Annotated in this window: 17 protein-coding genes; 12 read left to right on the top strand and 5 right to left on the bottom strand. The window is 59.1% G+C overall.

Features of this window, described 5'->3' with window-relative positions; translation table 11 throughout:
- Positions 1-51: 51 nt before the first annotated feature.
- The 3 genes from AB3G88_RS24325 to AB3G88_RS24335 all read left to right on the top strand — a co-directional run bounded on the left by AB3G88_RS24325 (position 52) and on the right by AB3G88_RS24335 (position 2,988).
- A complete protein-coding gene (locus tag AB3G88_RS24325) occupies positions 52-306 on the top strand; it encodes a DUF6124 family protein (RefSeq protein ID WP_094774590.1) in 255 nt (84 codons plus the stop codon).
- Between the two features lie 106 nt (positions 307-412).
- Positions 413-1,438, top strand: a complete 1,026-nt coding sequence (locus AB3G88_RS24330) for a hypothetical protein (RefSeq protein ID WP_250925284.1) — start codon at positions 413-415, stop codon at positions 1,436-1,438.
- Between the two features lie 116 nt (positions 1,439-1,554).
- On the top strand, positions 1,555-2,988 hold the full coding sequence (locus AB3G88_RS24335) for an ArnT family glycosyltransferase (RefSeq protein ID WP_158877866.1): 1,434 nt from the start codon (positions 1,555-1,557) through the stop codon (positions 2,986-2,988).
- Positions 2,989-3,006: 18 nt separating this feature from the next.
- On the opposite strand, the gene AB3G88_RS24340 is transcribed toward AB3G88_RS24335, so the two are convergent.
- Complete coding sequence (locus AB3G88_RS24340) at positions 3,007-3,495, bottom strand: TIGR00645 family protein (protein ID WP_099584761.1); 489 nt, start codon at positions 3,493-3,495, stop codon at positions 3,007-3,009.
- Positions 3,496-3,659: 164 nt separating this feature from the next.
- Here AB3G88_RS24340 and AB3G88_RS24345 point away from each other — a divergent pair, with 164 nt between their 5' ends.
- Complete coding sequence (locus AB3G88_RS24345; protein WP_480452013.1) at positions 3,660-5,483, top strand: hypothetical protein; 1,824 nt, start codon at positions 3,660-3,662, stop codon at positions 5,481-5,483.
- Positions 5,484-5,489: 6 nt separating this feature from the next.
- On the opposite strand, the gene AB3G88_RS24350 is transcribed toward AB3G88_RS24345, so the two are convergent.
- Together AB3G88_RS24350 and AB3G88_RS24355 are read right to left on the bottom strand one after the other, a co-directional pair.
- A complete protein-coding gene (locus AB3G88_RS24350) occupies positions 5,490-5,807 on the bottom strand; it encodes a PA4575 family protein (RefSeq protein ID WP_099584759.1) in 318 nt (105 codons plus the stop codon).
- Positions 5,808-6,375: 568 nt separating this feature from the next.
- Positions 6,376-8,817: a Lon protease family protein gene (locus tag AB3G88_RS24355; RefSeq protein ID WP_099584758.1), complete on the bottom strand. Its 2,442-nt coding sequence runs from the start codon at positions 8,815-8,817 to the stop codon at positions 6,376-6,378.
- A gap of 267 nt (positions 8,818-9,084) precedes the next feature.
- Between AB3G88_RS24355 and AB3G88_RS24360 the strand changes: the two genes are divergently transcribed.
- The 6 genes from AB3G88_RS24360 (at position 9,085) to AB3G88_RS24385 (ending at position 14,362) form a co-directional block, all read left to right on the top strand.
- Positions 9,085-9,573, top strand: coding sequence for a DUF3015 domain-containing protein (locus tag AB3G88_RS24360; RefSeq protein WP_099584757.1), 489 nt, complete (start codon positions 9,085-9,087; stop codon positions 9,571-9,573).
- 92 nt (positions 9,574-9,665) lie between these two features.
- On the top strand, positions 9,666-11,519 hold the full coding sequence (locus tag AB3G88_RS24365) for an Lnb N-terminal periplasmic domain-containing protein (RefSeq protein ID WP_480452016.1): 1,854 nt from the start codon (positions 9,666-9,668) through the stop codon (positions 11,517-11,519).
- A gap of 95 nt (positions 11,520-11,614) precedes the next feature.
- The gene (locus AB3G88_RS24370; protein WP_480452018.1) at positions 11,615-11,914 is read left to right on the top strand and encodes a chorismate mutase; all 300 of its coding nucleotides are present in this window, start codon (positions 11,615-11,617) and stop codon (positions 11,912-11,914) included.
- Between the two features lie 214 nt (positions 11,915-12,128).
- Positions 12,129-13,214, top strand: a complete 1,086-nt coding sequence (locus AB3G88_RS24375; protein WP_112196792.1) for a type I restriction endonuclease — start codon at positions 12,129-12,131, stop codon at positions 13,212-13,214.
- Positions 13,215-13,437: 223 nt separating this feature from the next.
- Positions 13,438-13,794 carry a hypothetical protein gene (locus AB3G88_RS24380; RefSeq protein WP_099584754.1) on the top strand — a complete coding sequence of 119 codons (357 nt, stop codon included), beginning with the start codon at positions 13,438-13,440 and terminating at the stop codon, positions 13,792-13,794.
- A 70-nt stretch (positions 13,795-13,864) separates the two neighbouring features.
- On the top strand, positions 13,865-14,362 hold the full coding sequence (locus AB3G88_RS24385; RefSeq protein ID WP_480452021.1) for a GreA/GreB family elongation factor: 498 nt from the start codon (positions 13,865-13,867) through the stop codon (positions 14,360-14,362).
- On the opposite strand, the gene gdhA is transcribed toward AB3G88_RS24385, so the two are convergent.
- Both gdhA and ettA read right to left on the bottom strand, forming a co-directional pair.
- Positions 14,359-15,696, bottom strand: coding sequence for an NADP-specific glutamate dehydrogenase (gene gdhA / locus AB3G88_RS24390; protein ID WP_158877861.1), 1,338 nt, complete (start codon positions 15,694-15,696; stop codon positions 14,359-14,361). The two genes, AB3G88_RS24385 and gdhA, sit on opposite strands and share 4 nt — an antisense overlap.
- Positions 15,697-15,998: 302 nt before the next feature.
- On the bottom strand, positions 15,999-17,663 hold the full coding sequence (ettA, locus tag AB3G88_RS24395) for an energy-dependent translational throttle protein EttA (protein WP_099584751.1): 1,665 nt from the start codon (positions 17,661-17,663) through the stop codon (positions 15,999-16,001).
- 285 nt (positions 17,664-17,948) lie between these two features.
- Here ettA and AB3G88_RS24400 point away from each other — a divergent pair, with 285 nt between their 5' ends.
- On the top strand, positions 17,949-21,800 hold the full coding sequence (locus AB3G88_RS24400) for a sensor domain-containing protein (RefSeq protein ID WP_191947593.1): 3,852 nt from the start codon (positions 17,949-17,951) through the stop codon (positions 21,798-21,800).
- Positions 21,801-22,028: 228 nt separating this feature from the next.
- Positions 22,029-23,282 carry a serine hydroxymethyltransferase gene (gene glyA / locus AB3G88_RS24405; RefSeq protein ID WP_053137906.1) on the top strand — a complete coding sequence of 418 codons (1,254 nt, stop codon included), beginning with the start codon at positions 22,029-22,031 and terminating at the stop codon, positions 23,280-23,282.
- Positions 23,283-23,285 lie beyond the last annotated feature (3 nt).

Below are 23,285 nucleotides of genomic sequence, written 5' to 3' on the forward strand. Positions count from 1 at the left end.
TTTCGTTTAGCAGCGATGTCTGGCGACTCCATCAATCAAGGAGTTTCAGCCATGAAAAAAATCACCCCCAATCCCCCAACCACCCTCTTCACCCTCGCCGAAAACATCCACCCCGAAACCCTGCTAATCCAAGCCAGCGAAACCCTCGCCTCTCTCAACGCGATGACCACCGACCTGGCTTTTGAGCTTGAAGGCGCGCACCGCCACAAGCTGCTCGCCGCTCAGCAATTGATCGTTCTGGGTGAGCTACTGGTCGAACGAGTCTTGAACACCCAGCCATTCACTACCCATCCGCCACAACCCTAAAACACGAAAACGGGCGAGGCGCCTCAGCGTTTCTCGCCCGCTGGCATCCCCTCACACTTCCCATTACCCTGACGGCCTTTATCAGACAATCGGAAGTCAGATACCCGTGCTCAAGCCCTTCGCCGTCATCGCCCTCTCTGTCATGCCCTTACTCGCCACCGCTGCCGAGCTGGCCGGGGTTTGGCAAGGTACTTTGGGCAAGTCCGCGATCACCGTCTGTTTCAACGGTGCCGACGGGGAGCATGGCAGTTATTACTACCAGCGCATTCGTACCCCTATCCAATTGACTCAGGCCAACGACAACGCTCCCTGGGTGGAGGAAGGCAACACCGGTTTCTGGGCCCTGCAAAAACCTCAGGGCGATGCCCTTTCTGGTGCCTGGAGCAAAACCACCGGCGGCACGCCGCTGCCGCTGGCTTTACGCCGCATTGCCACGGACGGCTGCGGCAGCGATGCCTATAACGCGCCCCTGGAAGCCGCGCCGCTGCCTATCAAGACCGAGAAGAAGACTTTCGAAAACCATGCCTACCAACTCAAGACTCAGGGCCCCCGCGTCACGCTCAAGCTGGAGGGCGACGGCCCGGCGGTGCAGAAGATCAATCAGCAACTCGCCGCTCTGGCCGTCAATGACGATGATCTAACCGACTACTTTCATGAACGGCGTGAATACCTGGGTCGAAACGGCTCGGCCTATACCAGTGAAATCGAGGTTGAGCCTAGCTATTGGTCGTCGCAATTCATTACCGTGCGGTTCTACCGCTGGGCCGCGGGCACAGGCGCCAGGGGCATCAGTTGGGGGCTGCACTCCTGGAATCTGCAAACCGGCGAGAGTGTGGACCCATGGACCTGGTTCGGCGGCCATCAGCAGTGGTACGACGCCTATTCCGGGCACTTGAAGCTGCCGGCCGCCTTCAGCACCTGGCTGGCCAAGCAAACCAGCACCGACGAGGGCTGCCCCGCGATTACCGATTACTCCAGCTTTGACCTGAGCTTCAACACCCAGGGCCTGCGGCTCGCCACGCCGGCCAATGGTGACGGTTGCGACAACGACCTGACCTTCACCTGGGAGCAGTTGGAACCGGTGCTGACCGAACAAGGCAAAGCGGCAGTGCCCAGGTTGAAACTGCCCTGATGCGCCCGAGAAAAACCCCACAGCCATTCACCAAAGGTTAAGAATCGCGCTCGTATACTCCTTGACTACCCATGACCGGTCGCCCGATCGGTCTCATGCCCCGGTAGCCAGATTCCATGACGCGTCCCGCTCCCCTGCTGCTCCTGCTTGCTGGTCTGTTGTTCTTTTTCGCCCTTGGCAACCACGAGCTGCAGGGCTCCACCGAGGCCCGGGTGTCCGGAATTGCCATGGCGATGCACCTGGACAATGACTGGGTGGTGCCGCGCCTGTTTCAAGAGCCTTTCCTGGAAAAACCGCCCCTGAGCCTGTGGCTGGACGCCGGCGCGATTCGTTTGTTCGGCGCCAGCACCGGGGCGGTGCGCCTGGCTTCGGCGTTTGCCGGGTTGTTCAGCGTGATGCTGCTGTACGGGATGCTACGTCGCTTCGGGCGGCCGCAGACGCTGGCGTTCAGCGCCGCGCTGATCCTGGCGACCATGGCCAGTTATTGGGGCAATGTGCGCGGTGTGGGTGAGGATTCACTGCTCAGCCTCGGCGTGACCATGGCATTGCTTGGGTTTTACCAGGCTCTGCGGCCCGAGCGCGAAGGTTCCAGTGTGTGGGCCTGGGCGTTGTTTACCGCCGGCATGGTCATCGCCACCCTGAGCAAAGGCGTGTTGGGGCTGGCGTTGCCGGGCATCGTGATCTTTGTGTACCTGGCCAGCACCAGCCTGATGGATAAACGCCTGCGCATCGGCGACTGGCTTAAGCCGGCGTTGTTCACGCTACTGGCTTTGGTGCCGCTGCTGATCTGGCTGGGGTTTCTGTTTCAACGTGGGGGGATGCAGGCGGTCGGCGAAGTGTTGTGGACCAACAGCGTTGGGCGCTTCAGCGGTTCGTTTGTCGAGGCCGGGCACTACGAGCCGTTCTACTACTACATCGCGAAGCTGCCGGAGGCGTTTCTACCCTGGAATATCCTCGTGTACCTGGGCCTGTGGCACTTTCGAAAAAGCCTGGTACACAACCGATATCGTCTGTTTTTCAGCGTGTGGCTGGTGGCGCAGTTCACCCTGCTGACCCTGGCTTCCAGCAAGCGCACGGTTTACCTGATGGCTCTGACCCCGGCCGCTGCGGTGCTCGCCGCAGAATATGCAGGGGTGCTGTTGGAGTGGCTCAAGGCACACAAGCCAGCGCTGTACCGCTACCACCGGGGCGTGATCATCAGCGCATTCAGCCTGGCAATTGCCAGCTACCTGATGGCTGCGTTCTGGTTCGCCCCCAAAGCAGACAAGCGTGAGTCTTTCGTGCCGGTGATCAGTCAGGCCAGGGCGTTTCAAACCGAAGGTAGGGACGTGGTGATGTTCCAGCCCAATGAACGCATTGCCGGGGCGAGCGTGTTCTATCTACAGGCCTACTTGCCGATCCTGCAAACCGAAGCGCAGTTACACAGCTTTCTCACGGCCAAGCCCGGCAACATTGCATTGCTGGACAACACCCGCCAACTGAGCGGGAAGGTCACGGTGATCAAAGAGATGAAGATCGGTCGCCAGCCTTACTACTTCATCGAGCAGTAAGGCCAGCGCACGGCGGGATCAGTGCTTGGTGAGCTTATCCAGATAGCCCATGGCAAAGGCCGAGACCACGAAGGTCATATGGATGATCACGTACCACATCAGGTGATCGGGATCGACGTTCTTGGCGTCCATGAAGATGCGCAGCAGGTGGATCGAAGAAATCGCCACGATGGACGCCGCCACTTTCATCTTCAGCGAGGAAGAGTCCATGGTGCCCAGCCAGTTGAGCTTTTCCTTGTTTTCATCGATATCCAGCTGCGACACGAAGTTCTCGTAGCCGGAAATCATCACCATCACCAGCAAGCCACCCACCAGCGCCATGTCGATCAACGACAGCAGCAGCAGGATCACTTCCGCTTCCAGCATGGAAAAAATGTTGGGAATCACGTGAATGATTTCCTGGAAGAATTTCAGCGCCAGGATCAATAAACCCAGGGACAGCCCCAGGTAGATCGGCGCCAGCAGCCAGCGTGAAGCGTACATAGTGTTTTCGATAAAGCGTTCCATGGGATCTCACACAGCTTGGCTAAAAATGGCGGCGAGTATACCAGCCGCTACAAGACACCTGTAAGCACGAGAAAACTGACCCAGGCGGCATCTGTAAGAGAATTTTTCTGCTAGTGTCGAGCCCCTAAACTCGGCTCGATGATGTCGGACAGGAAGAAACTCAGATGATGGATGTGCGATCCCCTTTGGCCAGCATCGGCCTGTGCACGGCATTGCTGCTGGCCAGCGGCTGCTCCCCCAGCGACGAGCAGAAACAGACGACGCTCGAAGAGAAAACCGCCACGTTCGAGCAGTCCCTCGACAGCATCCAAGACCCCAAACTGCGCGACGCCATCGCCGACCTCGGCGGTTCGCTGTTATTGCTGGAACGGGCGCGAGTCAAGCTGGCCACAAAGCCCATCGAAGCCGAGTACGGCGAAGACACCCTCGCCTTGCTCAAGCACTACCCAACGCCCCAGGCGCTGGTGGACACCTACATCAACGGCCTGTTCGTGCTGCGCAAGACCTCCCATTCCGATTACCTGACGGATCTGCAACCGGTCTTCCCGTTCAGTTTCAACATGCCCGACCAATTCCCCTTCCCCCATGGTCTGGAATGGCAGTCGGTCACCTTGAGCAACAACAAAGTCGTGCCCTTCCAGCCAGAATGGTCGGAAACCGACCCCGGCATTCAGTTAAGCCCCAGCAGCTCCAACCTGACCAACCCCGATGACCTGACGGTGACCTACCCCTTCATCGACGGTATCGAGACGGAAAACAAGAGCCAACCGCAGCCCGTCACGCTCAAAGGCGCGGTCGAAGTCATCGCGCCGGGCAAGGTGCTGACGTTCGATCTGTCGAAAAAGGACGTGGGCCACAAGCGCACCGAAGGCACTATCACGCTCAACTTGCTGCTGCTGGAGAAGAACTACGCGGAAATCGAGCTGACCAACAGCGCGCCGCTGGCACCGCAAGTCGGCGACGAGTCGCCGAACCCTCTGCTGGTGCAAGCGCGGGACAGTACAGGCCAATTCCTCACGCGCGCAGGCTCGATCAACGAGAGCGCTGCGCAAGTGGCGTTCTACGAGAAACAACTGGCTGAGATGCAAAAGCAGAAGGCCTGGTCGCAAGGGTTCGAAAAACAGCTCACGGATGAACAGAAAGCCTTCGAACACAAACAGGGCAATCATTACGCCAAGGTGTACTTCAACGGCCTGATCGATAACCTGCAGGTCAACGTGATGGACTTCTCTACGGCATCCGTCACCCGCAAGGACCTTGAACTGCCAGTGCTGCGCTTCGACAAGAACAGCCTGGAAAAGACCGTACAAGCCTTGCCGATGCCGGTCACCGTGTACGACGACAGCGCTGCCAGCTGGCTCAAAGACGCAGCCATGACCGAAGATCAGCTGAAAAACAGCGTCAGCATCAGCCAGTCCGTTGAGGACGCCAGTGCCGCGCATGTGGTGTTCGACCACCCATTCACCTTCAACGACGACCTGGTGGGTGCCGAGCGCAACAGCAGCGTATCGCCGATTACCTTTTTTACGGCGGACGAAAAAGGCGAGCGCGGTGACCCCATCGAGCTGCCGACCGAAGCGTTCGAGCTGAACCCGGCCAGTGGCACCCTCACCTACGACCTCAACCTGTTCCCGGAAAACCCGGCGTTCGTGGTGGGCTCGATCCCGCTGTTTTTGGCGACTATCGAGAAAGGCGAGTTGGACGTGACCAAGCTGCCCAAGGGCTTGTCGCTCAAGGACAACGCGCTGGTCGTCGATCAAAAAGACTTCCCCGCCGACAGCTGGCGCTTCTACGCCAAGGACGCCAGTGGCCAGTACCTCAAGGAAATTCTGGGGGTCAGCCACCGCGCCGAGGAGTACGGCACGGCGATGTTTGACGTGCATTATTTCTACGGCCGACCGACCGCACTGGAAAGCTACCAGCGCACCGACCTGAGCACCGTGCAATACGGCTTTGAGGTCAAGCTGGACAAACCTGACAGCAAATGACTACCGCTACAGCGCAAGCGGTTCACGGTTGCCATTGAGCTGTCGCAGGTGGGCCTGCATGTGCAGGCACCAGATCTGCGGGTCGCCCGCCACCTCATAGCCGTGCTGGGTCAGGCTGTCCACAATGGACTCCAGAATGGTTTGCGCCGCAGAAGATCCAGGAAACGGGCCCTGGGACTTGATGGTGGACGGCTGTTCACCGGACATTCCTGCGGCAAACAATACGGTCCACATCCCGTTATCCCCCGCGAGAGGGCGAATGGAGCATTCGATACGGGTGACCAGGCCGAAGCACTGGCGGGTAAGGCAAAGGTTGCGCGGCATGGCGGCAACCCTCGGTAGATCGGTGTTCAGCCCGGCCTGGGGCGAGGCTGTTTCTATCCAGCGACTCCTGTGGATATCCCTAAGCAGAGAATAGAAGAAAACCGCTACAAACCAAGGTTGTAGAGACCAACGGTGGTGGCGCCTATGGTTGAGTCAGTTTATTGGCAACCTCACCAAATCTGTGGCGAGCAAATCCGTGTGGTAGGTGATCCCCTGTGATAAGCAATCCCTGTGGTGAACAGTCCCTGTGGTGAACAGTCCCTGTGGTGAACAGTCCCTGTGGTGAACAGTCCCTGTGGTGAACAGTCCCTGTGGTGAACAGTCCCTGTGGTGAGCGGTCCCTGTGGTGAGCGGGCTTGCCCCGCGCTGGGCCGCGAAGCGGCCCCAAAACCTTCACCGCGATTGATTCTGGCACTCTGCGGTGACCTTATTGGGGCTGCTGCGCAGCCCAGCGCGGGGCAAGCCCGCTCACCACATGAGCCTGCTCACCACAAATGCCCACTCACCACGAGAGTCCGTTCACCACAAGAGTTCGCTCATTAGAACGCTGGCCCATCACAGAGACCCGTCAGCTCACAGGTTTCGCTTCAGCCAACGCCTGCTGCGCCAATTCCTTTTCCGCCTCCTTCAAGTCTTCCTCGCTGATCATCTCGGCAATCGCCCGCAAACGCTCGACCACCCGCGCATTCACCGTGCCTTCCGGGAATTGCCCTTCGGCGTCCGGCTCACCCGCGTCCTCGCCCACCAACAGGCTCAACGCCTCATCAGCCTGGCGCACCGCGTAGATATGGAACTGCCCGGCGCGTACGGCCTGAAGCACCTTCTCATCAAGCATCAACGTGGCGACGTTGGCCTGGGGAATGATCGCCCCTTGCTCACCGGTCAAACCGCGCGCTTCGCAGAGGCGGAAAAAGCCTTCGATCTTCTCGTTGACCCCGCCCACCGCCTGCACTTCACCAAACTGGTTGATCGAGCCGGTGATGGCAAAGCATTGCTTGAGCGGGGTTTTCGACAGCGCCGAGATCAAGGTGCACGCCTCGCCGAGGGACGCACTATCGCCGTCTACATAACCGTAGGATTGCTCCAGCGCGATGCTCGCCGAAATCGCCAGCGGGAATTCCTGGGCATAACGGCTGCCCAGGTAACCGGTCAGGATCATCACGCCTTTGGAGTGAATCGGCTGGCCAAGGTTGACCTCACGCTCAATGTCGACAATGCCGCTGCCGCCCGGGTACACCGTGGCGGAAATCCGCGCCGGCACGCCGAACGCCGAGTCACCGACTTCCAGCACCGTCAGCCCGTTGCACTTGCCCACGGCCGCACCCGCGGTGTCGATCAGGATCACCCCGGCGAGCATGTCGTCGAGAATCCGTGCCGACACGCGACCGGTGCGGGTGGCCTTGGCCTTGAGCGCGCGCTCGATATGCCCCGCGTCGGTCATCTCATCGCCCGCCAGGTGACGGATAAAGTCCGCCTCGCTGACCAGCTGGAACAAGTCACCAATACGCGCCGACAAACGGCCCTGATGCTCCGCCAGCCGTGCGCTGTACGTCGCCAGCCGCGCCACCGCGTCCGAGGTCAGCGGCGCCATGCCTTCTTCCGATGTGCGGGTTTTGAGCAACTGGGCGAACTGCTCCAGGCTCTCATCGACCATTGGGATGTCTTCGTCGAAATCCACCAGCACCCGGAACATCTCTTGGAAGTCCGGATCAGCGTCCTGCAACGCGTAGTACAACTGGCGCGAGCCGATGATGATCACCTTGACCTGCAACGGGATCATCTGCGGGTTCAGGGTCACCGTCGCCAGGCGGCCCAGCTCGCCCAGGGGCGATTCCATCTTCAGCTTGCGCGATTGCAGGGAACGCTTGAGGGCGTCCCACACGAACGGCTCGCTGAGCATTTTTTCGGCTTCAAGGATCAGGAACCCGCCATTGGCACGGTGCAAGGCGCCCGGCCGCAGTTGGCGATACGTGGTGTAGAGCGCGCCCTGGTCGGTGCTGTACTCGATACGGCCGAACAGGTTGTCGTAAGTCGGGTGCGGCTCAAATACCACCGGTGCGCCACCGTTGACGGGGTGACCCACCACCAGGCTCGGGCAATATTGCTCTTCGAGCAGCTTGCGGGCCTGGGCGTCGGTCTTGGCGTCGTCGACCAATTGCTCGACCACGGTTTTGAGCAGGTACACCTGCATGGCCTGCAGGTAACCGCAGACAGCTGCGTTCTCGGCGTACTTTTCCGACAGTGGCGCCAGCAAAGGTTGCAGGGCCAGGGTGATGGTTTCTTCGTTGAACTGACGCAGTTGGTTGTTGGACTCACGCTTCCACTGCGGCAGGCTGGCCAACTCTTCGTTGAGGCGCTCTTCCAGCTCGGAAATATCCGTATGGAAACGCTCGCGATCCACTTCCGGCAGCTGCGAAAACTCGGCTTCGTCCAGCGCCTTGCCGTCGAGCATCGGCGTGAACGCGATGTTGGTGCTGTCGCGGTACAGCGCCACGTCCTTTTCCAGGGCCAGGCGCTCGATCACGTCCAGGGCCTTGTCGTAACGCTGGTTGAAGGCGCGGTCGATGGCGCTTTTGCGCTGTTGATAGGTCGGGTGCTCGAAGACCGCCGGGAAGGTGGCCACCAGGTTATCGACCAAGCCATTGATATCGGCAATGAATGCTGCCGCCGCACCGCCTGGCAATTCCAGGGCACGGGGTTCGCGCGGCTCGTCGAAATTATTCACATAGACCCAGTCCGACGGGGTCTGCAGGCGTTTGCCTTCAGCTTTCAGGTAGCGTTTGACGAACGAAAAACGGCCGGTACCCGGCTCGCCCATGACAAATACGTTGTAACCGGGGCGTGGCATGGCCACACCGAACTGCAACGCTTCAACTGCGCGTTCCTGGCCAAGCACACCGCGAAAGGGCTCCAAATCATTGGTGGTCGAGAAGCTGAACTGTTCAGCGGAGAAAGGGCGAGTCAGCGCTTCGGGCGCTAGACGCAGGCTGGCAGCAACAGGATCAGGCATCGGGCTTCCTTACATCAGGCGGGGCAGATGACGGCATTCTGGCTCTCCGTTGCGCGCTCTGGCAAGGCGAGCCTGTGGGAAAGCGTAGACACGGAATGCGTCCTACAAAAAAATCGCGACATCTCTGATTGTTTTATAAAAACACACGGAACCCTTGGAACGTGCCTAAACTCCAAACTGCGCGGGTTGGACTAATAACCGATCCCTAGGGCGCTATGAAGTGCCTGAACCCTTGTCCATTGGTTTGCACACAAAGAGAACAAAGCTATGAAACGGATCCTTCTCGGTACTCTCTTCACCGTCGTCTCCCTCAATGCAATGGCAGAAGCACCAGGTGGCCCGAACTGCGGTTGGGGCAACATGTTGTTCGAAGGCCAGCGCGGTACTCCAGCCCACTTCCTGGCTTCCACCACCAACGGCACCTCGGGCAACGCCACCTTCGGCATGACCTCGGGCACCAACGGTTGCAGCACCAACAGCGCGCTGACCTACGGCGGCAAGTCCTGGATTGCCATGAATGGCATGATGAACGAGCTGTCCGAAGACATGGCCAAGGGTAATGGCGAAGCACTGACCACCTACGCCGTGGTACTGGGCGTTGCGCCAGAAGATCGTGACCACTTCGCAGCCGTGGCTCACGAACACTTCCAACAAATCTTCAGCAAGGCCGATGTGACCGCTGAAGACGTGCACAACAACACCCTGGCTGTACTGAAAGGCGATGCCCGTCTGGCGAAATACGCTACCCAGGCTTAAGCTCGACCTGCCCGCGCCTCCCCAGGCGCGGGTTTTATTTTTGGACCCGCCTCCCCTTTGGGTCTCTCTAATTTCCGACTTAAGTTGCCCCTATGCTCAAACGCTTTGCCTGGATGGCACTCCTCGCCTGCGCCCCGCTGTACGCGGCACCGCACCTTGATGATCAACGTTTGCAGCAACTGGCCAACGATCCGTTCTGGCTTTCGCTGGGCCATTACGAAGCCGGGAAAATCAGCGGCTGGCGCAGTTATGTCAGTGAAAAGAAATTCTTCCTGGCCACCGATGGCGCCCACCACCCGGATGCCGAACTCAAGGCCACCGTTGAAGCGCTCTATGCTCCGGCCAGCCTGGGCGAAAAACACGCCCAATGTGTCTACCCCGCACGTACCCGCTGGCTCAAGGCTCAGTTGAACCTGACCGACCTGCCCGCCGTGGACTGCACCGAATTCAAGCAATGGTTCAAGGATGTCGCCCCTCACAGCGCGGTGATGATCTTCCCGGCGGCCTACCTCAACAGCCCGTCGTCGATGTTCGGCCACACCCTGCTGCGTATCGACCAGGCTGACGTGCAGAGCAACAAGACCGCGCTGCTCAGCTACGCGATCAACTTCGGCGCCTACATAGAAGGCTCGGATAACAGCATCCTCTACGCCTGGAAAGGCCTGATGGGCGGCTACCCCGGCCTGTTCGCGCTGGTGCCCTACCAGGAAAAACTCTCCGAGTACCGTAGCCTCGAAAACCGCGACCTGTGGGAATACCGGCTCAACCTCACCCAGGTCGAGACCGAGCGCATGGTCGAGCACGTGTGGGAGCTCAAGCAGATCCAGTTCGACTACTTCTTCTTCGACGAAAACTGCTCCTATCGCCTGCTGGAACTGCTGCAAGTGGCCCGCCCCGGCCTGCGCCTGACCGAGCAATTCCCGCTGACGGCCATTCCTACCGACACCGTCAAGGCAGTGAAGGACACAGGCCTGGTCGAGAAAATCGACTACAGGCCATCCCGCGAGCGCGAGTTGCTGGAACGCGCCAAGCCGCTGGACAGCGACGAACAGCAATGGGTGCTCAAGGTCAGCGATGACCAGCAACAATTGCAGGCGCCGGCCTTTAAAGCATTGCCCCGCGACCGCCAGGCCCTGATCATCGACGCCGCCTATCGCCTGGGCCGCTACCGCGCCAACGGCCTGGAACGCGACACTGCACGCTCCCAACGCAGTTTCGAATTGCTGCGCGCCATCAACCAGAACCCCGCGCCCGACCTGAAGATCACGCCGCCCGGCCTGCCGGAAAACGGTCACGAATCGCGCACCTGGCAAGCCGGCCTCGGCACCCGTGGCGACAAGGCCTTCGGTGAATACGGCCTGCGCATGGCCTACCACGACCTCAACGACAATGCCGAAGGCTTCCCCCTCGGCGCGCAGATCGAAATCCTGCAAATGAAACTGCGCCAGTACGAAGGCAACCACTGGCAACTGCAGCAACTGGACCTGGCCACCATCCGCTCCCTGACCCCGCGCAACGCCCTGCTGCAGCCGTGGTCATGGCAAGTCACCGGCGGCCTGGAACGCGTGCCGGGCAAGCACGACGATGAAACCCTGGTCGCCCACGTCAACGGCGGCGCTGGCGGCACCTGGCAACTGCGCGACGACATGCTCGGCTTCGCCCTCGGCACCGTGCGTGTGGAACACAACAACGACTTCAACGAAGCCATCTCCCCCGCGACCGGCTTTAACACCGGCGTACTGTGGAAAAACCCGCTGGGCAATTTGAGCCTGGAGGCCAAGGGCGATTTCTTCACCAATGGTGAAGTGCGTCGCAGCATCAGCCTCAACCAACAGTGGGAACTGTCGCGCAACCTGGGGCTGCGCCTGAGTGCACAGCGCGAATACAGCCACTTGTCGACACCGGTCAATGAAGTGATGCTCGAAGTAAAGTGGTATCACTACTGACCCAGCCTGGCGAAAATCAAAATGTGGGAGGGGGCTTGCCCCTCCCACATTTGCCCGTATTTATTCAGTTTCCATCTCAGGGAGTTCCAATCAACATGGCAGTTAACTGCAACACTCTGGAAGATGTCCGTGACAACATCGACCGCCTCGACCAGCAAATTGTCAGCCTACTGGCTGAACGTGGCGCCTACGTATCCCAGGCAGCCCGCTTTAAAAAGGATGCAGATGCGGTCAAGGCACCACAACGGGTTGAACAGGTGATCGCCAAGGTGCGGGGCTTGGCGCACACGCTGGGCGCCAATCCAGAAGTCACCGAGCAGGTCTATCGCGCAATGATTTCGGCGTTTATCCAGCAGGAATTGGCTGAGCATGCGGCACGCGGTCGAGTGGGGTAAAAATTGGCAAATTTATTCGCTGATATAGAAATCCTTTAGGCATCTTCAAGCCACTGATTAATAAGCAGGAAACCTCAGCCTATTTTTTAGCTTTTTCTAATTGATACCAACTTGCTTTTACTGCCCTCGCTTTATGAGGATTTGTGGCTAGTCTCGGATAGCAATCAAATTGCCACCAAGTCTATCCACGGATCTGAATAGGTAGAGGCTGACTATGGATTTTTTTGAAAAGCTCACCAGTCTGGCAGCAAAAGTTCGGTTACAAGGCCCTGCCATTCAAACGGAAGAAGCTACAAAAAATGCTTTCGTAATGCCTTTCATAAACACTGTTCTGGGTTATGACGTGTTTGATCCCCAGGAAGTGACGCCTGAGTTCGTATGCGATGTGGGGACTAAAAAAGGCGAAAAGATCGACTACGCAATCATGAAAAACGGTGAGGTTCAAATTCTCATCGAATGCAAAAAAATCGGTGAGTCACTGAGCATTAATCACGCCTCTCAGCTTTTTCGATACTTCCATGTGACAAGCGCGAGAATCTCCATTCTCACAAACGGCCAGGTCTATAGGTTTTTTACCGACCTGGACGCCCCCAACAAAATGGACGAAAAGCCATTCCTGGAACTGGACTTGCTGGACATTGACGAATATTCCGTGCCGGAATTGATCAAGCTTACTAAGTCGGCTTTCGACGTAGATTCGATCATCAATGCTGCAGGAGAGCTGAAGTACGTCAGCCAACTCAAGAAAATTATCGGCGCTCAGGTCAGTAAACCCGAAGACGAGTTCGTGAAATTCTTTGCATCCCGCGTTTATGACGGCGTCATCACGCAGAAAGTGCGTGAACAGTTTTTTGAACTGACTCGAAAAGCGCTAGCGCAATTTCTGAATGATCAAATCAATGATCGACTCAAGTCAGCCATGAGCGGCGTAATTCAACCGACTATCGCCTCGATGCCAGTGGCAAACAGCGCGAATTCTGATACGCAGGACCGCGATGAATCAGAAGACAAGATCCTGACAACACTTGAAGAGTTAGAGGGTTATCACATCGTCAGGGCAGTAGTGAGATCGGTAGTAGATGCCAAGCGAATTGTTCAGCGAGATACTCAAAGCTATTTTGGAATTTTGCTGGACGACAACAATCGCAAGCCGATTTGTCGCCTCCACTTCAACCGCAGTCAGAAGTACCTCGGGATATTCGACGAGGAAAAAAATGAAACCCGACATGCGATTTCGTCCATTGATGAGATTTACGAGTATGCGGATCAATTGAAAAAGACAGTGGGTTATTACGACTAGGGGCGGATGATACCCCCTGTGGCGAGGGAGCTTGCTCCCGTTGGGCTGCGCAGCAGCCCCGAAACCAGGCACCGCAATCTTTCTGGATAATCTCCATTGCCTGTATTGGGGCTGCTGCACAGCCCATAGCGGTCTACAGATTTCTCACACGCCTTTCACATCCCCCCGACGAATCCCCTTCTAGACTTCCCCTATCAGCCGTGAAACGGCCAGGGAGTACGCCATGTGGCGGTATGCGGTAATGCTGTGTGCGATGGTGTGGCTGGCGGGTTGTCAATCGACTCACCAGGAGTTGTTGGCCAAAGGCTATCCACCGGCTTTTGCCGATGGCTTTGACGACGGCTGCAGCAGCGGTCGCCAGGCGGCCGGGGTGATCACGGGGACATTTCGCAAGAACGTGCCACGCTATCTGAAAGACCGGGAGTACGCCGAAGGCTGGGAAGACGGTTTTCGCCAGTGCAAGGCCATGCGCGAGAACGAAGAACTGCGCGACTACAAGGACAATCACTGGGACGACCGTGAGCGCGCCTGGCAGCAGGAAAAGGATCGCGATGCCGCCAGGGCTTATCGCTCGCAATAGGTCGCTTTCAGACATCCATCGAAACTAAAGCACGGCGACCATGGCCCAAGCTTCATAGAGGGAGAACACCATGAGCCGAGCTTTTGTGAATGAAGACAGCGCCGCCGCCCAGGCTGATCAGCCGGTGGAGCGGCAGGTCAGCGAGCAGCCCAATCGCGTGACCGAGCATGGGTTGGCGCAGTTACAGGCCAAGGTTGCGCAACTACAGGCCGAATACAGCGCCGAGTCCGCCAAGGGCGAACAGGCCGATAAGCAGCGCCAGGCCGATCTTGATCGGGATTTGCGCTATTTCAACCAGCGGGTGCAGAGCGCCCAAGTAGTGGTGTCAGCCACTTCCACCGACAAGGTACAGATCGGCAGTTGGGTCACGTTCGCCAATGAACAGGACGAGCAGCAGCGCATCCAGTTGGTCGGTGAAGACCAGGCCGACGCGACCGCAGGCCTGATCAACTGGGGTTCACCTCTGGGTCGCGCATTGCTGGGCGCCCAGATCGGCGACGAGGTGCTGTGGAAGCGCCCCGTCGGCGATCAGTTGATCGAGGTGCTGCGTATCGAAGCCGAGACTTAGACGATGCCTTGGGCCAGCATCGCGTCGGCGACTTTCACGAAGCCGGCGATGTTCGCGCCCTTCACGTAGTTGATCCGGCCGTTTTCTTCGCCGTAGTGCACACACGCGTGGTGGATCGACTGCATGATGTTGTGCAGCTTGCTGTCCACCTCACCGGCGGTCCACAGCAGGCGCATGGCGTTCTGCGACATCTCCAGGCCACTCACCGCTACGCCACCGGCATTGGATGCCTTGCCCGGTGCAAACAGAATGCCTGCCTCGATAAAGATATCCACCGCCTCAAGCGTGGTCGGCATGTTGGCGCCTTCGGCCACGCAGATGCAGCCGTTGCGCAGCAAGGTGCGGGCGGCTGCGGCGTCCAGTTCGTTCTGGGTGGCGCATGGCAGGGCGATATCGCAGGCCAGCTCCCAAGGCGTCTGGCCCTTGCGGAACTCCAGGCCGAAACGCTCGGCCAATTCGCTGATGCGGCCGCGCTGAACGTTTTTCAGCTCCAACAGGGCTGACCATTGCTCTTCGGTCAAACCGCTTTCGGCGTACAGGGTGCCCTCGGAGTCGGACAGGGAGACCACCTTGCCGCCCAGATCCATGACTTTGCGTGCCGCGTATTGCGCCACGTTGCCGGAGCCGGACACCGCCACGCGCTTGCCTTCAACCCGTTGGCCGTCGCGCTTGAGCATTTCTTCAGCGAAGTACACACAGCCAAAACCGGTGGCTTCCGGGCGGATCAGGCTGCCGCCGTAGGTCATGCCCTTGCCGGTCAACACGGAGGTGAACTGGTTGCTCAGGCGCTTGTACTGGCCAAACAGGAAACCGATCTCACGGGCGCCTACGCCGATATCGCCAGCCGGCACATCCACATCCGCGCCGATATGGCGGTACAGCTCGCTCATGAATGCCTGGCAGAAGCGCATGACTTCTGCGTCGCTCTTACCTTTTGGATCAAAGTCCGAGCCGCCCTTACCGCCGCCCATGGGCAGCGAAGTCAGGGAATTCTTGAAGGTCTGTTCGAAGGCGAGGAATTTCAGCACCCCCAGGTTGACCGACGGATGGAAGCGCAGGCCACCTTTGTAAGGGCCGATGGCGCTGTTCATCTGGATACGGAAACCGCGATTGACCTGGACCTTGCCGTGATCATCGACCCATGACACCCGGAAGGTAATTGCACGCTCCGGCTCGCAGATGCGTTCCAGGATGCCCGAGTTCAGGTAGTGAGGATTGGCTTCAAGAAACGGCCACAGACTGCGTAGGACTTCTTCTACAGCCTGGTGAAATTCTGGCTGGTCTGGGTCGCGTTTTTTCAGGCGGGCAAGGAAGGATTCGACGGATTCGATCATGAAAAGTCTCGGCAAATTGATTGTTTTTAAGGGAGATTGGGCCGGACTTTATCAATTCATGTCGCACTGCGACAGGGCAAAATGTCGCCTTTGTGAATTTAAATGGTGCATTGGATATAACTGTATCCAGTTTTACCGTGTTTTATGCACTTAAAAGGGGATTTCAAATCACGCACATGCACCAACAGATAAAATAGCTATCGGGGGCAAGCCCCTTTCCATATTTGATCGGTGTGGGTCAGGAAAAATGCGCAAAAAAAAGCGGAGCCCCGAGGGCTCCGCTTTTTTTCAAACCCGCCGGATCAGGCGAGTTTTTTGTGGCGTACACGGTGCGGCTGGGCAGCAGCGTCGCCCAGGCGCTTCTTACGGTCGGCTTCGTACTCGGTGTAGTTGCCTTCGAAGAACACGGCTTGCGAGTCGTCTTCGTACGCCAGGATGTGGGTCGCGACGCGGTCAAGGAACCACCGATCGTGAGAGATCACAATGGCGGCGCCCGGGAAGTCCAGCAGGGCTTCTTCCAGGGAACGCAGGGTTTCTACGTCGAGGTCGTTGGACGGTTCGTCGAGCAGCAACACGTTGCCGCCCTCTTTCAGGGTCAGGGCCAGGTGCAAGCGGCCACGCTCACCACCGGACAGGTCCTTGACGAACTTCTGCTGGTCGCCGCCCTTGAAGTTGAAACGACCGACGTAGGTGCGCGACGGGATTTCATAGTTGCCGATGCGGATCTGGTCGGAGCCGTCGGAAATCTGCTGGAACACCGTCTTGCTGCCATCCAGGTCATCACGGCTCTGGTCCACACAGGCCAGTTGCACGGTTTCGCCGACTTCGATGGTGCCCGAATCCGGAGTTTCCTTGCCCATCAGCATGCGGAACAGCGTGGATTTACCCGCACCGTTACCACCAATTACGCCGACGATCGCGCCTTTTGGCATGGAGAACGACAGATTGTCGATCAGCACGCGGTCGCCATAGCCTTTGGAAACGTTCTTGAACTCGATGACCTTGTCACCCAAGCGTGGACCGGCCGGGATGTAGATCTCGTTGGTTTCACTGCGCTTCTGGAATTCCTGCGACTGCATTTCTTCAAAGCGTTGCAGACGCGCCTTGGATTTGGACTGGCGGGCCTTGGCGCCTTTGCGCACCCACTCCAGTTCTTCCTTCATGGCTTTTTCGTGGGCCGATTGCTGCTTGGATTCGGCGGCCAGACGGTCGGACTTGGCTTCCAGCCAACCGGAGTAGTTGCCCTCGTAAGGGATGCCGGCGCCGCGGTCGAGCTCCAGGATCCAGCCTGCGACGTTGTCCAGGAAGTACCGGTCGTGCGTGATCGCAACCACGGTGCCCGGGAAATCGTGAAGGAAGTGTTCCAACCAGGCGACGGAATCGGCGTCCAAGTGGTTGGTGGGTTCATCGAGCAGCAGCATGTCGGGGGCCGACAGCAGCAGGCGGCACAAGGCCACGCGACGTTTTTCACCACCGGACAGGAATTCGACCTTGGCGTCCCACGCCGGCAGGCGCAGCGCATCGGCGGCGACTTCCAGCTGGCGCTCCAGGTTGTGACCGTCGCCGGCCTGCAGGATGGCTTCGAGCTTGGCCTGTTCGGCGGCGAGTTTGTCGAAGTCGGCGTCTTCTTCAGCGTAAGCCGCGTAGACCTCGTCCAGGCGCGCCTGGGCGTTCTTGATCACGGCGACGGCTTCTTCGACCACTTCGCGCACGGTTTTGGTCGGATCGAGGATTGGCTCTTGCGGCAGGTAACCGATGTTCAGTTCCGGCATCGGGCGGGCTTCGCCTTCGAACTCGGTGTCGACGCCAGCCATGATTTTCAGCAACGTGGACTTACCCGAACCGTTCAGGCCGAGCACGCCGATCTTGGCGCCGGGGAAGAAGGACAGCGAAATGTTTTTCAGGATTTCCCGCTTCGGCGGAACAACTTTTCCCAGCCGATGCATGGTGAAGACGTATTGAGCCATGGTGAACCTAGCGTCAGTGACTGATGAATTAAGCGGGCGAAGCCCGTGCCAGGCCATGCGCCGCGCGGGCCGTTGACTATCATCAATGCCAGCGAGCGGAAAAAGCCTGAGTCTCTGGGGCTGGAACGCCCCCGCGTAACCGGCAAAGCTACCTGAATGCGCTTGGTCAGTCCAGCCAAGCAGGGCTGGCACTTTGCCACAAGTCAAGGCATGCTAGCCGCCCTCCGGGCGTCCGGCTTATAGTGCACGTCGCGCGCCAATCCAGCCAAACCGCAGGATCACAGCTTGTCCAAAGTCACGCCGCCAACGCCTTTACGCGCCGCTCATATAGCGCCGGGAGCGCCCCTGCACGGCACCCTTAAAGGCGCATTGGCGACGCTCGTCCTCATGCTGCTCGCGTTATTGTTCTGGCAGCTGCTGGACCAGTTGCAGCAAAACCAGAAAAACCAGCAGCAATACACCATCGACTACAGCGCCGACCTGGCTGAAGAGTTCAGCCTGAACATGGCCCTGAGCGCAAAAATTGCCCTCAACCTGCTACCGATCGTCGAACCGCCCCGCGACAGCGAACAGCAACAGGCCTTGATGCGCACCTTGCAGCGTTCCCTGCCGGAGCTGCGCAGTTTCGCCCTGCTGGCCCCCAGCGGCGCGATGATCAGCGACAGCGCCAATGACAGCGAGGACAGCGCCTGGCTGGAAGAATTGGTGCAACGCAGTCACGGCCAGTCCTATTACCTGAGCAACAACAACGACGGCACCATCATCTACCTGCTGCTGCACCAGCCCAGCGGCGGTTCAAGGATGTACTGGGCGCTGCGCCTGGCGCCCGGTTACCTGGGTAACCTCACCCGCCAGGACAGCCAGGGTGCGCGCCCGATGTGGGCCATCGAAAACCGCCTGAACCACCGCGTGGTCAGCCGTGACAATGGCTCGCCGGCGCAATGGTCCGGCGCCCTGACGCCGGATGACTTGAATAAAAGCGTACTGGTCACGCCTCTGAGCAAAAGCGACTGGCAGTTGCGTGGCATGTTCGACCGCGCCGCTGTGCTGGAACAACTGCTGCCGGCGTTTATCGGCAAATGCCTGCTGGGCCTGGCGTTCTCGTTGATCCCAGTGATCGTGCTGCTGAATATGCGTCGCCGTCAGCGCCAGGTGCATGAAGGCCGGCGGCGTTATCAGGATATTTTCGAAGGCACCGGCGTGGCCTTGTGCGTGCTTGACCTGTCAGGCCTGAATGCGTTTTTTGCCAGGACGCACGTGCAGACCCGCGAGCAATTGCACGCCTGGCTGCAACACAAGCCTGAAGAAAGCAGGCAGTTGCTCGCCGAGCTGCGCATCACCGAGATCAACCAGGTAGCGGTGCGCCTGCTGAACGTGGACTCGTGCGAGGAGGCTTGGGAACGGCTGATCGATGACTGCCCAAGCAACAGCACGTCCATTGGCCATCAGATACTCGAAGCCGTGCTGACCCAGCAGAACCAGCTCGAACTGGAAATCCAGCTCAACGATGTGGCTGGTAACGAGCAATACCTGTGGCTGGTGATGCGTCTGCCGGAGCAGAAGGACGATTTCAAGGCGGTGATCCTCAGTATCAGCGACATCACCAGCCGCAAGCTGATCGAGCTGTCGCTGGTGGAGCGTGAGAGTTTCTGGTCGGACGTGGTGCGCACGGTGCCTGATCATCTTTATGTGCAGGACGTGATCAGCCAGCGCATGATCTTCAGCAACCATCACCTGGGCCACACCCTCGGCTACACAAAGGCCGAACTGCAGCAAATGGGCGAGTACTTCTGGGAAATCCTGCTGCACCCCGACGACGCCGAGCATTACCACGACTTGCGCCTGCAGCAACGCCAGGCCGGCTACGCAACGCAGTTGCATTGCCAATTGCGTTTCCGCCATCGCAACAACCAATGGCGGCGCTTTGACATTCGTGAGCAGGCCCTGGCCCGCGATAAAACCAGCCAGGTCACCCGTATCATTGGCGTGGCCAAGGACATCACCGACCAGATCGAAGCCAGCGAATCCCTGCGCGACAGCGAAAAACGCTACCGCATGCTGGCCGAAAGCATTAGCGACGTGATCTGCTCCACAGACAGCAAACTGGCCCTCAACTACATCAGCCCGTCGGTCAGCGCGGTGCTCGGGTACGACGTGGACTGGGTGTTCAAGAACGGCTGGCAGTCGATCATCGCCAATCCGGCGCAATTGGCCGGTATCTACAGCCTGGTGGAACAGGTCAGCCGCGCACTGGGTGACGTCGAGGTGCTGAACAAGCTGCGCGATGAAGTGCAGACCCAGCTGTTCCTGTTTGACTGCCTGCGCGCCGACGGCCGTAAGGTGCCGATCGAGCTGCGCCTGGTCCTGGTGTGGGACGAGCATGGCGCCTTCGAAGGCATTCTCGGCGTCGGCCGCGATATCAGCCAACAACGCCGCGCCGAGAAAGACCTTCGCATGGCGGCCACGGTATTCGAGCACTCCACCTCGGCGATCCTGATCACCGACCCGGCGGGCTATATCGTGCAGGCTAACGAGGCGTTCAGCCGGGTCAGCGGGTATGCCGTCGCGGATGTACTCGACCAGTTGCCGAACATGCTCACCGTCGATGAACAGCAGGAAGCCCACCTGCGCTACGTGCTCAAGCAACTGCACCAGCACAGCACCTGGGAAGGCGAAGTGTGGCTCAAGCGCCGCAATGGCGAACATTACCCGGCGTGGGTCGGCATTACCGCCGTGTTCGACGACGAAGGCGACCTGGCCAGCTACGTGTGCTTCTTCAGTGATATCAGCGAGCGCAAGGCCAGCGAACAGCGCATCCACCGCCTGGCCTATTACGACGCCCTGACCCACCTGCCCAACCGCACGCTGTTCCAGGACCGCCTGCACACTGCGTTGCAGTCGGCGGAGCGGCAGAAGTCGTGGGTGGTGCTGATGTTCCTCGATCTGGACCGCTTCAAGCCGATCAACGACTCCCTCGGCCACGCCGCTGGCGACCGCATGCTCAAGGAAATGGCCACCCGCCTGCTCGGCTGCGTGGCCGAAGACGACACCGTGGCGCGCATGGGCGGTGATGAGTTCACCTTGCTCCTGCAACCACGGGTCAGCCGTGAGATGGCGCTGAACCGTGCGATTCACGTGGCCGAGCAGATCCTTGCCAGCCTGGTGAAACCCTTTGTACTGGAGGGTCGCGAGTTTTTTGTGACCGCCAGTATCGGCATCGCCCTCAGCCCGCAGGACGGTAACGAGCTGAGCCAACTGATGAAAAACGCCGACACGGCGATGTATCACGCCAAGGAACGTGGCAAGAACAACTTCCAGTTCTACCAGGCCGACATGAACGCCAGCGCCCTGGAACGCCTGGAGCTGGAAAGCGACCTGCGCCACGCCCTGGAACAGAACGAATTCGTGCTGTATTACCAGCCGCAGTTCAGCGGCGATGGCAAACGCCTGACCGGCGCCGAAGCCCTGCTGCGCTGGCGCCATCCGCGTCGCGGGCTGGTGCCGCCAGGGGACTTCATTCCGGTGCTGGAAGAGTTGGGCCTGGTGGTGGATGTGGGTGATTGGGTGATCAGCGAAGCCTGTCGCCAGCTCAAGACCTGGCACCAGAACAAGGTGCGCGTGCCAAAAGTCTCGGTGAACATCTCGGCGCGGCAGTTCTCCGACGGCCAACTGGGCACCCGCATTGCCACCATCCTCAAGGACACCGGCCTGCCGCCGGCGTGCCTGGAGCTGGAGCTGACCGAAAGCATCCTGATGCGCGAAGTCAACGAGGCCCTGCACATCCTCGACAGCCTGAAAAACCTGGGCCTGAGTATTGCGGTGGACGATTTCGGCACGGGCTATTCCTCGCTCAACTACCTCAAGCAATTCCCTATCGATGTGTTGAAGATCGACCGCACCTTTGTCGACGGCCTGCCGTCCGGAGAGCAGGACGCGCAGATCGCCCGGGCGATTATTGCCATGGCCCACAGCCTGAACCTGGCGGTAATCGCCGAGGGCGTGGAAACCCATGAGCAACTGGACTTCCTGCGCGAGCATGGCTGCGATGAGGTGCAGGGTTATCTGTTCGGACGGCCGATGCCGGCCAATCGGTTTGAGGTGCAGTTCAGTAATGATGCGCTGTTCATGTTTGATTGAGATTAGGTGGTGAGGCTACTGGCCCCATCGGGGGCAAGCCCCCTCCCACATTTTGATCTGTGAACACATTCAAGTGTGGGGGGGCTTGCCCCCGATGAGGCCTCCAAAGCCACCACTCATGCCCAAGTGAATCCCGCTTGTCCGCGACATGATGTCCTTTCATATGCCATCTAAAACCCATTGGGTTAGAATGCCCTCCTTTTCTGCCCCCGATCCTTGAGGACCGCCATGTTCAGCCGTGATTTGACCATTGCCAAGTACGACGCCGATCTCTTCGCCGCCATGGAGCAAGAAGCCGTGCGCCAGGAAGAGCACATTGAGCTGATCGCTTCGGAAAACTACACCAGCCCTGCGGTCATGGAGGCTCAAGGTTCGGTTCTGACCAACAAGTACGCCGAAGGCTACCCAGGCAAGCGTTACTACGGCGGTTGCGAGTACGTCGACGTGGTTGAGCAGTTGGCCATCGACCGTGCAAAAGAGCTGTTCGGCGCCGATTACGCCAACGTCCAGCCGCACGCCGGTTCCCAAGCCAACAGCGCCGTGTACCTGGCCCTGCTGCAAGGCGGCGACACCATCCTGGGCATGAGCCTGGCCCACGGCGGTCACCTGACCCACGGCGCCAGCGTTTCCTCCTCCGGCAAGCTGTACAACGCCGTTCAATACGGTATCGATGCCAACGGCCTGATCGACTACGACGAAGTCGAGCGCCTGGCGGTTGAACACAAGCCAAAAATGATCGTGGCCGGTTTCTCTGCCTACTCGCAGATCCTGGACTTCCCACGTTTCCGCGCCATCGCCGACAAAGTGGGCGCTTACCTGTTCGTGGACATGGCTCACGTGGCTGGCCTGGTCGCCGCTGGTGTCTACCCGAACCCGGTTCCCTTCGCTGACGTGGTCACCACCACCACCCACAAAACCCTGCGCGGTCCACGTGGCGGCCTGATCCTGGCTCGCGCCAACGCCGAGATCGAGAAGAAGCTGAACTCCGCCGTTTTCCCAGGCGCCCAGGGTGGCCCGCTGGAGCACGTGATCGCCGCCAAAGCGATCTGCTTCAAGGAAGCGCTGCAGCCTGAGTTCAAGACCTACCAGCAACAAGTGGTCAAGAACGCCCAGACTATGGCCAGCGTGTTTATCGAGCGCGGCTTTGATGTAGTGTCCGGCGGTACTGAAAACCACCTGTTCCTGCTGTCGCTGATCAAGCAGGACATTTCCGGTAAAGATGCTGACGCTGCCTTGGGCAAAGCCTTCATTACCGTGAACAAAAACTCCGTACCGAACGACCCACGTTCGCCGTTCGTCACCTCGGGCCTGCGCTTCGGCACCCCGGCTGTGACCACTCGTGGCTTTAAAGAAGCAGAGTGCAAGGAACTGGCTGGCTGGATCTGCGACATCCTGGCCGACCTGAACAACGAAGCCGTGATCGACGCGGTCCGTGAGAAGGTCAAGGCCATCTGCAAGAAGCTGCCGGTATACGGCGCTTGATTG

The sequence above is a fragment of the Pseudomonas arvensis genome (genome assembly GCF_056688935.1).